Raw genomic sequence first — 13624 nt, 5'->3', positions numbered from 1 at the left:
TTTTGTAACATTGGCGTAACACTTCTATAGTATTTTACTTATGAGGTGATTTAGTTGAAAAAAAGAATATCATTAGTTTTAGTAGCTATAACTGTAACAACATTGTTTTCGGGTTGTAATAATAAAGCTATTTCAAGTAATAATAAAGTTAATCCGATTAATAACAAAATGAATACTAAGGTTGAAAATTTAGATTTTAAGTTTAAAGTAGAACCTGTTACCTTTAAGATAACGGTAGAATCTAATGGAATTACGGAAACAGTATCTGAGCCTTTAGAAAAAACGGAGGTATCAAACTTAAAGGACAATGGAGATAAAATATCTTGGAGTTATAAAAAGAAAAATATTGATGTAGAAATTCAAAAGAAAGATAAGTATTTAGATGTATCTATAAAATCTAGTAATAAGGATGGTGAAAATAAATTTTCATGGCCAAAAGTAACAGGAGAAGGATATATGCTTCCATTAAATGAGGGTAAGTATATTCCAAAGGATGATAAAGTATGGAAAGACTATTTAAATGATAATGAAATGAAAACTTTAGAGTCTTTTTCTATGCAGTTTTTTGCAGCAAGCAAAAAGAATTATTCGCTATTATATATAATTAACAATCCTTATAATAATGAAGTTAAATTTGATACTAAAGAAAATATTAAATTTACTTTTAATCATGAATATCCTTCAATAAATAAAAACAAGGATTATGGATTTAGAATTTATTTAACTAAGAATAATCCAGTAGATGTAGCTAAAACTTATAAGAATTTTATTGTGAAGCAGGGTAACTTTAAATCTCTAGAGGATAAGGCTAAGGATAATAAAAATATTGAAAAGCTTTATGGGGCGCCACATGTTTATTTTTGGGATAGGTCGGCAATATCTGAGGAAAATGTTAAATTGGATAAGATAAAAGGAAGCATTCCAAAAGATCTAAAACTTTGGATGCAGGAGTTGTTAAAAACAAAGGTTGAGGATGGTGGAGAGCTCGCTACTGCTTTTAATGATTTAGATTCTTCAGAGTATCTTGATAAATATACAAAAAATAGAATTATAAAAGGTTTTAATTCTGTAATACAGTTAAAGGAGTTTTATAACCCTAAGGTGTTTACGAATTTAGATAAAAAAAGTAAAGGGTTAATAGATAAGGGAATAAATAAATTAAACCCAGTAGAATTAATAGATTTAAATAAAGGTTTATTAAAATCATCTTTAGGAGATGTAGCAGATCCTATTGAAAAATGGGCAGATGCGAATACTGTTAATGTACTTTACGATATGAAAAAGTCCGGTATTGATAAAATGTGGGTTGGATTAGACGACTTTCAAGAAGGCTTTTTAAAGCCGGAATTAGTTGAAAAAGCAAATGAATTGGGATATTTAATAGGTGCTTATGATTCTTATCATTCAATTCATAAGCCAGGACAAGAAAAGTGGTCAACAGCGAAATTTTCTGATACATCTCTTTATGAAAATGCTACTGTAACCAATAAAGAGGGCAAAAAGATAGAGGGGTTCCAAGGGGCTGGAAGAAAGTTAAATCCAACACTTGCTATGCCAAGTGTAAAGGAGCGAGTTTCATCTATTTTAAAGATTGGTCTAAAGTTTAATTCGTGGTTTTTAGATACAGATGCAACAGGAGAAGTGGTGGATGATTATTCTAAAGAGCATCCTACAACAGAAGCAGGAGATATAAAGGCAAGAATAGAAAGAATGGAATACCTTCAAAAACAGTTTAATATGGTAGTTGGAAGTGAAGGAGGAAATGATTTTGCAAGCAAATCTATAGCATTTGCTCATGGCATAGAAACACCATCTTTTTCATGGATGGATAAGGATATGAGTAAAAATAAGGATAGTAAATATTATGTGGGAGGATATTATTCAAGTAATGGAGGAGCGCCAGAGTTATTTTCAAAGCAGATACCTATAAAGGATAAGTATAAGAAGTTATTTATGGATACCGCATATACAATTCCACTATACAAGTTAGTTTATAATGATTCAGTTATTACTTCTCATTGGTGGGGCTGGGGTACATTAAAAATAAAAGATGAAGTAGAAAATAGAATGCTATATGAGGTTTTATATAATGTACCACCACTTTATCATATTGATAAAAATGAATGGAATAAGAATAAAGCCGTTATTGTAAAACATACAAAGGTATGGTCTGATTTTAGTAAAAAGGCAATTACTAAGGAAATGACAGATTTTAAGATTTTATCAAAGGATAGATTAGTCCAAATGACTAAATATGGAGAGGACTTAAAGGTAATAGCTAACTTTTCTAATAAGGAAGTTAATGTTGAAGGGGAAAAAATTGCCGCAAAATCTCTTATTATATTTGATGGAAACAATAAAATTAAATATACCCCATAAAGGACTAAGCTCTAGCTTATAAATTATATTTATAAGCTAGTTTTTTTGAATAAACAATAAAGATATGTAACCTTAATGTAACATAGAAGGGTTATATTAAGGTTAGAATAGTTTAAAACTAAGGATAAAGGATATGATAAAAAATGAAAGTGAAAAGAAAAATTACTATTTGGATAATATTATTTGTAAGCTTGTTAGGAGTATACACAACTTATATAGAAAGAAATTTATTAATTGTAAAAAGGCATAATGTTACAATTAATAAAAATGGGGATGAAAAGCTAAAGGTAGTGCAAATTACGGATATACATCTTGGAGAATTTTACAACTTAAATAAGCTAGAGAAGGTTGTCCAAAAAATTAATGGATTAGATGCCGATATAGTGGTATTTACAGGTGATCTAATAGATAATGCTTCAACATATAATGAGATTGACAATATAGCAGAGGTTCTTAAACAAATAAAATGTAAAATAGGTAAATATGCTATATATGGTAATCACGACTATGGTGGAGGGGCTGTTAGATACTATGAGGAGATAATGAATAAAGGTGGATTTAAGGTTTTGAAAAATGATGGGACAAGCATTGTGTTTAAGGATAAGCATATAAAAATTTTTGGAGCAGATGATGGGTTAATGGGAAATCATAGTGTAGATAAAACAATGAACGGAATTAACAATAAGTCTGTAAATTTATTATTGTTACATGAACCAGATTTAGTAGACAAATATAGTGATTATCCAGTTGATTTAGTTCTTAGTGGACATAGCCATGGTGGACAAGTATACATTCCTTTTTATGGTCCACTAAAGAAAAATGTATTATCAGAAAAATATACCAAGGGCCTTTATAAATTAGACAACCCTAGAGGAACAAAAATATATGTTAATAGTGGACTGGGAAATACAAAGGTGCCATTTAGATTGTTTAATATGCCACAAATTTCTCTTTTTAACTTGAAAATTTAATTTTAAAAATAGACTTAAATTAAATATCTATATTAATGATTTATAAAGCGTGGGAAGTATTAAACTATGCAGCAATATTTCGTATTTCAGGCTTTCTTTAGAATATTTTTGTTGAGCTTGAATATTATGAGTATTGAGTAGTAATTTTATATTCCGTAAATACAAAATATTAGAGGGTGTGTATTATGGATAAAAAGAGAAGCTTTATTGTGGTTGAGGGAATAGTACAAGGTGTAGGCTTTCGTCCATTTGTATATAATTTAGCAAAGGATTTTGAGTTAAAAGGGTGGGTGAATAATAACTCTGAAGGAGTTTATATAGATGTTGAGGGATGCTTGGAAGATATAAATAAATTAATAAAATGTCTCGAAAATAGTCCCCCACCTCTTGCTCGAATAGAAAAAATAACTATAAAAGATGATAAAGTACTAAATTATTCTAATTTCGAAATTAAAAAAAGTGAAAAGGGTGTAGATAAAATTACTTTTATATCGCCAGATATAGATACTTGTAGTGAGTGCACAGAAGATATACTAGATTCTAATAATAGGAGACGAGGGTATGCTTTTACTAATTGTACAAATTGTGGCCCCAGATTTTCTATAATCAAAGAGTTACCTTACGATAGAAATAAAACTACAATGAAAGAATTTAAAATGTGCAGGGAATGTAATAGTGAATATTTAGATCCTACAAATAGGAGATTTCACGCACAACCAAATGCCTGCAGGTCGTGTGGCCCAGAGCTTTGGATAGAGGATTTTAAAGGTAACAGATTAGATATACAAGATCCTATAAGTTTTGCTCAAAACATGCTTAAGGAAGGGAAAATATTTGCCATAAAAGGGCTAGGGGGTTTTCACCTTGCTTGTGATGGATTGAATAAAATTGCAGTGAATAACTTAAGGGAGAGAAAAAAAAGACCATTTAAGCCTCTTGCGCTTATGATAAAAGATATAGAAATAGTAAAAAAGTATTGCAGAGTAAGTGAGTTAGAAGAGAAAATGCTAACTGGAATAAAAAAACCAATTGTTATTTTGAATCAAAAGGAAAGCTGTGATTTACCTCAAAATATTGCACCTAATCAAAAAACAATGGGAGTAATGCTACCGTATACACCAATTCATATTTTATTGTTTTCAGAAAAACTTAAGGTGCTTATTATGACTAGTGCAAATGTTAATGGTCTACCTATAGAGTATAAAGACAGTTCTGCAAGATATGGTCTATCGGGTATTGTGGATTATTTTCTCATACATAATCGTGAAATACATGTCCCAGTTGATGATTCTGTATTAAAGGTTGTAGAGAAACAGCAGAGAATCATAAGGAGGGCTCGAGGATTTGTACCTGAACCATTTAAATGGACTAATATGAGAAATATATTAGCTTGTGGTCCCAACATGAAGAATACTTTTTGCATCAGTAAAGGCGGTTTTTTGTTTTTAAGCCAATTTAATGGCGACTTAGAAAATTTAGAAACCTATGAACACTATAAAAAAAATGTAGAGCATTTTAAAAAAATATTTTCTTTTTCTCCCCAATTTATAGTACACGATATGCATCCAGGATATATGTCAACTAAGTATGCTTTAGAATATGATTTGCCTAAGATTCCCGTGCAGCATCATCATGCGCACATAGTTAGTTGCATGTTTGAAAATAATTTAGAGAAAAGAGTTATTGGAGTTTGTTTTGATGGAACTGGGTATGGTACTGATGGAAAAATGTGGGGTGGAGAATTTCTGGTTTGTGACCGCCTTCAATTTGCAAGAGCTGCCCATCTTGATTATATAAAAATGCCGGGAGGAGAAAAAGCTATTAAAGAACCCTGGAGAATGGCAGTTTCTTCTCTTTATAAGTTTTTAAGTAGACAAAGAAGTAAAAAAGAGGTTAATGATATGATTTTTGAATTATATGGTATTAAGGCTATTAATCTAATTAATATTTTAAATTCAAACATTAATTGTATCGAGACATCAAGCATGGGTAGACTTTTTGATGTTATGGCAAATATAATTGGAATTACAGATATAGTTACCTATGAAGGACAGGCTGCTATTGAACTTGAAGCTATATCAGAAATGGATATTGAAGAATCATATACGTATAAAGTAATAGAACAGGATATGTATATTATAGAACCCTACGGAATGATTATTGAGGCAATAAAAGACAAAACAAAAGGCGTATCAGCTAAAATTATTGCTTCAAAATTTCAAAATACTATTGTTAATTTAACTGTAAGTATATGTGTACGAATTAGAGAAGACTCCGGCATAAATGAAGTTGTACTGAGTGGAGGGGTTTTTCAAAATTCTTTTTTACTTAAAAAAATATTTTTTAATCTAAAAAAGGATAATTTTCAAGTCTATACTCATAAGGACTTACCTTCTAATGATGGAGGGGTAGCAATTGGGCAGATAATTATAGCCAATGAAATAATTGAAAATAATTTAATGAAAAATTAAAAAAATGAGCATGCAAAAACATTTTAATCAAATATTTCACATATATATTAATGAAGAAGGAATTACAAATTAATTAGGAGATAAATATGCATGAAGTTTCTATAATTCAAAATGTTATTAAAATAGTAACAGATAAAGCAATTGAAAATAAATTAACTAAAGTTAACAAGGTATCGTTAAAAATAGGGGAGTTATCTGGTGTTATGCCAGAATGCTTAAACTTTGCATTCGAAATCTGTATAATGGATACAATGCTTGAAGGCTCAATTTTAGAAATAGAAAAAGTTAATGCAGTAGCCGAATGTAAGGATTGCAAACAGAAATTCCTAATTGACCATTTTAATAAACTTTGTCCATGCTGTAATAAATTTTGCTCTAGTATTATTAGTGGATATGAGCTTTATGTAAATACTATAGAAGGGGATTAAATATGAGTGAAATTAAGATAATTACTAATATACTTCAAAAAAATGATGAGATAACCTCGATAAATAAAAGATTACTAGGCGAAAGAGGGATCTATGTAATAAATCTAATGAGTTCACCTGGTTCAGGTAAGACGTCCTTACTTGAGAAAATAATAGCTAAGCTTAAAAACGATATAAATATTGCTGTAATTGAGGGGGATATTTATACTACTAAGGATGCTAAGAGAATAGAGGCTCAGGGTGTTCCAGTGGTTCAAATTAACACTTGTGGGGCGTGCCACCTTGACGGCGAAATGATAAAAAATGCATTAAATGCATTAAATCTTGATAAGATTGATTTGCTTGTAATAGAAAATGTAGGCAATCTAGTTTGCCCTGCAGAATTTGAAATTGGTGAAGATATAAAAATTTGTGTTTTGAGTACCACAGAAGGAAATGACAAACCTTTGAAATATCCACTAATGTTTGAAAAAAGTGGTGCAATCATTTTGAACAAACTAGATTTAATAGAATTTACTGATTTTGATAAAGAAGAGTTCTACAGAGATATAAAATCTTTAAATGCTAATGTGGATACATTTGAAACATCTTGTGTTAAAAATCAGGGTATAGATGAAATATGTTCATGGTTAATGAGGAAAATACAAAACAAAAAAATAAAGGTTAAATAAATAGAAAATACTTTTCAGTTAAAGAATAAGGAGGAACGAGGATGTGCCTAGCAGTTCCAGGAAAGGTTTTAAAAATAGACGAAAATAAAGGTGTTGTAGAGATTGGAAATATGAAAAGAGAAGTATTTATGCATCTTTTGCCAGATGTATCTGTGGGCGAATATGTACTTGTACATGCAGGTTGTGCAATACAAAAGGTAGACGAAGAAGAAGCAAAAATAACCTTGGATATTTTTAAGGAGCTTCTTGAAAATGAAGTTTGTTGATGAATTTAGAAACAATGAATACTCAAAAAAACTCGTAGAAAGGCTAAATAACATTTCGAGTAAAAAGATAAACATTATGGAGGTTTGTGGTACCCATACTATGGCTATATTCAGATATGGTATTAGGGACGTACTTCCTCCAAATGTAAATCTGATATCAGGCCCAGGTTGTCCTGTGTGCGTTACACCTCAGAGCTATATAGACACCGCACTGACACTTTCAGGTGAAAAGGATGTAATTATTGCAACTTTTGGAGATATGATGAGAGTACCCGGCAAAAAAGGTTCACTAAGTAAGAAAAAGGCAGAAGGTGCAGATGTAAGAATAGTATACTCACCAATGGATTGCCTTAATATGGCTTCACAAAACCCTTCTAAAAAGGTAGTATTTTTGTCAGTGGGATTTGAAACTACTGCGCCGATGACTGCGGTTACCGCTATAGAGGCTAAAAAAAATAACCTGAGCAATTTATTTTTCTTTACCTCCCACAAAATCGTTCCGCCTGTTATGGCGGCTTTAGTTCAAGATAAAGAATTAAAAATAGACGGATTTTTATTGCCAGGGCATGTTTGTGCAATTATCGGTACGAAACCATATGGATTTTTAAGCATGGATTATAATATTCCTGGAGTGGTTACGGGGTTTGAGCCTTTAGATATACTTCAAGGTTTGAATACACTAGTAAGCTTAATTAGCAAAAAGGATTATAGAATTGTGAATGAATATAAAAGAATAGTTAAAACTGAGGGTAATCCAAATGCTAAAGAATATTTAAATAAAGCTTTTAAAATTGTGGATAGTAGGTGGAGAGGAATTGGGGTAATACCCCAAAGTGGTCTGGAGTTTAATAGTAAGTACGAAGCTTTTGACGCACTTAAGCATTTCAAAATCAATTATGAAGAATACGATGGCAGTCCTGGCTGCAAATGTGGAGAAATACTTAAGGGCAAAATTAAACCAATGGATTGTCCGCTTTTCAAAAAACTCTGCAGCCCAGAAAATCCAGTTGGCTCCTGCATGGTTTCATCAGAAGGTACATGTGCAGCATATTATAGATACCACAAAGATATTAAATAACAGGAGGTCTTTCTAATGAGGGGCAATATAACCCTAAGTCACGGAAGTGGTGGGGTGCAATCAAATAAATTGATTAATGAAGTGTTTTTCAAATATTTTAATAATGATATTTTAGATCAGATGAATGATGCAGCTCAAGTAGATATAGATTTTGCAAGACTTGCTTTTACTACGGATTCTTTTGTAGTAAATCCAATATTTTTTAATGGGGGTAATATTGGTAAATTAGCAATTTGCGGTACTGTAAATGACCTAGCCGTAAGTGGAGCAAAGCCACTTTATCTAACAAGCGCTTTTATTATTGAAGAGGGTTTTTCTATTGGAAAATTAGAAGAAATTGTGAAGTCTATGGCAGAAGAAGCTAATAAAGCAGGTGTAAAAATTGTAGCTGGAGACACAAAAGTTGTAGAAAAAGGCAGTGTGGATGGGATTTTTATTAACACTTCTGGTATTGGCAGGATTTATGAAAATGTTAATATTAACTGTGCTAATGCAAGAGCGGGAGACTACGTCATAATAAATGGCACATTAGGAGACCATGGAATGACAATAATGTGTGAAAGAAATAAACTTGGTTTAGAAGGAAATTTAAAAAGTGATTGTGCCTGCCTTAATTCCTTAGTAGACACAATGCTTGAAGCATATGACGGAATCCATGTTATTCGTGATGCTACAAGAGGTGGAGTCGCAGCAGTGCTTAATGAAATTAGTGAATTTAGCAATGTAACCATAGCTCTTGAAGAAAATAAATTGCCACTTAAAGACGAAGTAAAAGGTGCCACTGAGATGCTTGGATTGGATCCGTTATATATTGCTAATGAAGGAAAACTTTGTGCTTTTGTACCAGAATATTATGCTGAAAAGGTACTTAATGCGATGAGAAAGCATCCATTAGGTTCTGAAGCCGCAATTATCGGAAAAGTTACGCAGGAATTAGGGCAAAAAGTTTATTTAAATACAGTAGTAGGGGGAAAAAGAATAGTTGATATGCCATCTGGAATTCAGCTTCCAAGAATATGTTAAAGTTTACACAAGAAAGGTCAGGGATTATGTATCTCTGTCTTATTTATTTTGAGTATAATTATTTAGTGATTAATACCGCATAATGAAAAGATTATTTCAATATATATTAATGAAGGATAAATGGGAGGGAGTATTTTGCATGAAAGAAAACTTATAAAGAGTGCCATAGGTGAAATTCATAAAGGTGAAGCGAAAAAAATTAATTTTGTATGGATGGAGGCTAATGGTTGTATGGGGAATATAATTTCTTTTCTAAATGCAGACCAGCCAGATGTTCTTTATTTCCTACAAGAAATGGTTGATTTGAAATTTAGCCCTAGCCTTATGCAAGAAGAAGGCGAAGTTGCCTATGAAAAGTTCTTAGAGGTTTTAAATACAGATTTCATATTAGGGGTAGAAGGGGCACTAACTAATATGGATGAGGGATTCTATAATATATTTGCAACCTATAAGGGTAGGCGGATACCTACAGCAGAAGCTATTAATTTAGCAGCGCGGAAAGCAAAAGCAATAATAGCTATTGGAACTTGTGCTTCATTTGGAGGGATATCTGCAGCTAGACCTAATCCAACAGGGTGTAAAAGTCTAGGGGATTTCCTTGGACGTGAGGTAATAAATATTCCAGGCTGTCCATCAAACCCTCTGTGGGTTATGGGAACTATAGCTAGTATTATTCTTTATAAAAAGATTGAAATAGATGAGAAAGGGCGACCAGTAATGTTTTTTAAAGAAAACAACCACACTAATTGCCCAAGACGCTCATATTTTGATAACAAAGTATATGCAGGGAAGCTAGGAGAAAAAGAGTGCATGATAAAGGTTGGATGTAAAGGGCCTATTACAAAAGCTTATTGTCCACTTGGATTATGGAATTCGAGAATCAATTGGCCAGTGGATGCTAATACGCCATGCATAGGTTGCGCTAGTGAATTTTTTCCGGATGGCACAGAACCTTTTATTAAGTATTGAGGGATGCTTAACAATTGAGGTAGATAACAATTGTTAGTTCAAATTTATTCCAGAGTGAGGTGATTGCGGTGACTACCAAAATAACTATAGACCCTATAACTAGAATTATGGGGCCTTTAAGCATAGAAGTAGAAATAAAAAAAAATAAAATAGTAGATGCTAAAAGCGGTGGGATTCAGTTTAGAGGCTTTGAAAAGATGTTAATAGGACGTCCCCCATTAGATGCAGTATATTTTACTGAAAGAATATGTGGTATATGTTCTACATCTCATGGGTTAGTAGCAAGTCTGGCATTAGAAGATGCGCTAAAGGTAACGCCAAATGAGAATGGAGTAAGAATCAGAAACTTTGCACATGGGGCGGAGTATCTTCAAAATATCATGAGGCAAATTTGTATTTTTGTATTCCCGGATTATGTGAATATAACAATGGCTCCAGGAAATTCAGACTATGATTTTAGACTTTCCGGCAAATACACAGAAAAAATCAATAAAGATTATGTGAAGGCGCTAGAGTGTAGCCGCCTTGCTCATGAAATTGTAGCTCTTATAGGGGGGAAAGCACCACATAATCATGGTGTATTTGTGGGTGGAACCACTGCAAACATGGATGCTTCTAAAATTATAAGACTGAAATCCATACTACAAACTATCAGTGAATTTATGTGTGAAAACATGGTTGATGATATAAATATTATAGCTCATTATTATCCGGAGTATTTTAAGATTGGTGGTGGGACAAGAAATCTTTTAAGCTATGGCTTATTTCATGATTTGCATAATAAAGAAATGCAGTATGTACAGCCTTCAAGTTATATTGACGGTGATATGGCTATGTTAGATGTAAAAGCAATAACAGAGAGTTCAGCATTTTCTTGGTATAAAGGTTCGATATCTAGTGAAGTTCCATCCAATTACCCATCTGAAACAGATATTAAAAAGCAGGGAGCCTATACATTTATCAAAGCGCCTAGGTATAAAGGTAAAGTTGTACAGGTTGGACCACTTGCCCGTATGATTTTATCAGGTTCCTATAAAAATAGTATATCCACAATGGATAGGCTTATGGCTAGAGTATTAGAGGGGAAGAAACTTTGTGAAAAAATGTTTATAATACTTGAGGAAGTAGAGCCTATACCAGCAGTACAGGAAAAATATATTATTCCAGAGAGTGCACAGGGAATAGGACTTTGTGATGCTGTTAGGGGAGCTCTCGGGCATTGGACTACTATAGAAAAAGGAATTATAAAAAATTGCGATATAGTTACTCCTACTGCTTGGAATCTTTCACCAATGGACGAGATTAGGCAGCATGGAGCTCTTGAGAGCGCTCTCATTGGCAGCGAAATTCAAAATCCTAAAAATCCTGTGGAGATAGGTCGTATAGTGCGCTCCTTTGATCCTTGCATATCTTGTGCCACCCATGTTAATACAGAATATGGTGAGCCTTATTATATAAATGTTACTTAAATACAATTGGAATACTGACTAGTTATTTTAAAAAAATATGTAAAAAGATATGAATTATATTTGTATACGATAGAAGGAGAATAGTGAAATGAGTGAAATAAATATTAGTATTAATATGGTTAATACTAATGAAGAAATCCATATGGAAAATAAAAACCTTTTCGATGAAGAGGGCATATTTGTTATAAATCTAATGAGCACTCCAGGGTCTGGTAAAACATCTATACTTGAGAAGTTAATTCCAAAGCTTAAAGAAAACTTAAATATGGCGGTCATTGAAGGAGACTTATATACAACTAAAGATGCAGAGCGAATTGAAGCCCAGGGCGTTCCAGTAGTACAGATTAATACTGCGGGGCCCTGTTATTTAGATGGAGGAATGGTAAGAGAAGCATCATTGAACTTTGATTTAAGAGAGATAGATCTTATTATTATAGAGAATGTGGGGAGCATAGCATCTCCAGCTGAATTTGAAATTGGTGAGGATATAAAACTTTGCGTACTCAGCGTTACGGAAGGTAATGACAAGCCTTTAAAATATCCACTGATGTTTGAAAAAAGCACCGCGATAATTTTAAATAAAGTTGATTTAATTGGATTTACGGATTTTAAGGAAGGAGAGTTTTATAAAGATATTAAACTAATAAATGCTAAGGCAAAGATTTTTCAAACATCCTGCACCAAAAACCAGGGAATGGATGAACTAAGCGAATGGATTTTGAAACAAGCAAAGAAAAAAATAAGTAGGTACAAATAAAAAATTTAGGTTCTGGTTATATTAGGATTTTTTTTATGAGAGGTTGAGTTAATGTGGGTAAAAAGGTCATGGCTATAGGTAATAGGTTGATGATGGATGATGCAGTAGCAGTGCTTATTTTAGAAAAAATTAAAAACAACCTAGAGGATAAAGGTATTGAAACTATTATAGGAGAAACAGATGTAGAATTTTGTTTTTCAAAATTAAACCAGCGAGATATATTTTATATTATAGATTCAACATATTATGGAAGTTCACCAGGCACAGTAACTTTTAAAAGTTTGAATGATATAAAAAAAATTAGAGGGCAGAGTAGGTCTATTCACTCTTTAGGGTTATTGGACCTAGTAAATATGTACAAGATGGATATTAAGGGTTATTTTATAGGAATAGAAATTGACAATATAGATATAAATATTGGGTTAAGCCATATTTTACAGGCGCAAGTAGAATATATATCTAAGGAGATATTGAGCTTTATTATATAATCCCAATAAAGTAATTTCAGCTAATTTAAACATAATAATTCTTGAAATGATTGTTGAAGATATATTACAGTTTCACCGGTGATTCCAATTTTTACAATAATTAAAGAAAGAAATTAAAATAGTGAAATAGTTTGGTACACGAATAACTTTCGTGTATCTTTTTTTATTAAGTGGTTAAAAATAAATACTTAGTGAAATTTGAAATTTCTATTGCTTTTTATTTTATATATGTTATTGTATTATTATAACGTAATATTAAGATATAATAATATATAAATATAAATTTTCTAGGGAGGCTTAAACTATGTTTAATTCAAAGGTTAAAAATGTCAGTGCAGAAGAGGCATATAAGCTTATAAGTGGTGATAAAGAACTTATTATTTTAGATGTTAGAACTAAAGAGGAATATGATAATGGTCACATTCAAGGAGCAAAACTTGTTCCAGTTCAGATTCTTCCTATGAAACTTGCTGAATTTGATAAGTATAAAGATAAGCCGGTACTAGTTTATTGTGCATCTGGTGGAAGAAGCCCAAGAGCAGTGGATATTTTGGAAAGCAATGATTTTGAAAATATTTACCATCTAGGTCGTGGAATATCTTCTTGGAGATACGGTCTAACTAGATGATGCTCGGATAATATCCACATGATGTT

13 protein-coding genes are annotated in these 13624 nt (G+C 32.0%); all 13 read left to right on the top strand.

What is annotated here, in order from left to right:
• Nucleotides 1–54 precede the first annotated feature (54 nt).
• Complete coding sequence (locus KTC92_RS10255) at nucleotides 55–2379, top strand: glycoside hydrolase (protein WP_253198115.1); 2325 nt, start codon at nucleotides 55–57, stop codon at nucleotides 2377–2379.
• 143 nt (nucleotides 2380–2522) lie between these two features.
• Nucleotides 2523–3350, top strand: coding sequence for a metallophosphoesterase (locus tag KTC92_RS10250; RefSeq protein ID WP_216302235.1), 828 nt, complete (start codon nucleotides 2523–2525; stop codon nucleotides 3348–3350).
• Nucleotides 3351–3535: 185 nt separating this feature from the next.
• Nucleotides 3536–5821 carry a carbamoyltransferase HypF gene (gene hypF / locus KTC92_RS10245; protein ID WP_216302234.1) on the top strand — a complete coding sequence of 762 codons (2286 nt, stop codon included), beginning with the start codon at nucleotides 3536–3538 and terminating at the stop codon, nucleotides 5819–5821.
• Nucleotides 5822–5907: 86 nt separating this feature from the next.
• Nucleotides 5908–6249 (top strand): hydrogenase maturation nickel metallochaperone HypA, encoded by a 342-nt coding sequence (gene hypA, locus KTC92_RS10240; protein ID WP_216302233.1) that lies wholly within the window; start codon nucleotides 5908–5910, stop codon nucleotides 6247–6249.
• A gap of 2 nt (nucleotides 6250–6251) precedes the next feature.
• On the top strand, nucleotides 6252–6920 hold the full coding sequence (gene hypB / locus KTC92_RS10235) for a hydrogenase nickel incorporation protein HypB (RefSeq protein WP_216302232.1): 669 nt from the start codon (nucleotides 6252–6254) through the stop codon (nucleotides 6918–6920).
• 41 nt (nucleotides 6921–6961) lie between these two features.
• Nucleotides 6962–7186 (top strand): HypC/HybG/HupF family hydrogenase formation chaperone, encoded by a 225-nt coding sequence (locus tag KTC92_RS10230; RefSeq protein WP_216302231.1) that lies wholly within the window; start codon nucleotides 6962–6964, stop codon nucleotides 7184–7186.
• Nucleotides 7173–8264, top strand: a complete 1092-nt coding sequence (hypD, locus tag KTC92_RS10225; protein WP_216302230.1) for a hydrogenase formation protein HypD — start codon at nucleotides 7173–7175, stop codon at nucleotides 8262–8264. Before KTC92_RS10230 ends, hypD begins: the two co-directional genes overlap by 14 nt.
• 15 nt (nucleotides 8265–8279) lie before the next feature.
• A complete protein-coding gene (gene hypE / locus KTC92_RS10220) occupies nucleotides 8280–9287 on the top strand; it encodes a hydrogenase expression/formation protein HypE (RefSeq protein ID WP_216302229.1) in 1008 nt (335 codons plus the stop codon).
• A 135-nt stretch (nucleotides 9288–9422) separates the two neighbouring features.
• Entirely contained in the window at nucleotides 9423–10256 is an 834-nt protein-coding gene (locus KTC92_RS10215) for a hydrogenase small subunit (RefSeq protein ID WP_253198113.1), read from the top strand.
• Nucleotides 10257–10324: 68 nt separating this feature from the next.
• On the top strand, nucleotides 10325–11725 hold the full coding sequence (locus KTC92_RS10210) for a nickel-dependent hydrogenase large subunit (RefSeq protein WP_216302227.1): 1401 nt from the start codon (nucleotides 10325–10327) through the stop codon (nucleotides 11723–11725).
• 88 nt (nucleotides 11726–11813) lie between these two features.
• Nucleotides 11814–12482 (top strand): hydrogenase nickel incorporation protein HypB, encoded by a 669-nt coding sequence (gene hypB, locus KTC92_RS10205; RefSeq protein ID WP_220286991.1) that lies wholly within the window; start codon nucleotides 11814–11816, stop codon nucleotides 12480–12482.
• Between the two features lie 53 nt (nucleotides 12483–12535).
• Entirely contained in the window at nucleotides 12536–12970 is a 435-nt protein-coding gene (locus tag KTC92_RS10200) for a hydrogenase maturation protease (protein ID WP_258280581.1), read from the top strand.
• 304 nt (nucleotides 12971–13274) lie between these two features.
• A complete protein-coding gene (locus tag KTC92_RS10195) occupies nucleotides 13275–13598 on the top strand; it encodes a rhodanese-like domain-containing protein (RefSeq protein ID WP_216302225.1) in 324 nt (107 codons plus the stop codon).
• Nucleotides 13599–13624 lie beyond the last annotated feature (26 nt).

Source organism: Clostridium sp. CM027 (assembly GCF_024730565.1).
Taxonomy (GTDB): domain Bacteria; phylum Bacillota; class Clostridia; order Clostridiales; family Clostridiaceae; genus Clostridium_AD; species Clostridium_AD estertheticum_B.
The sequence above is the reverse complement of the archived record's forward strand: the minus strand, read 5'-3'. Positions and strand labels throughout refer to the sequence as shown.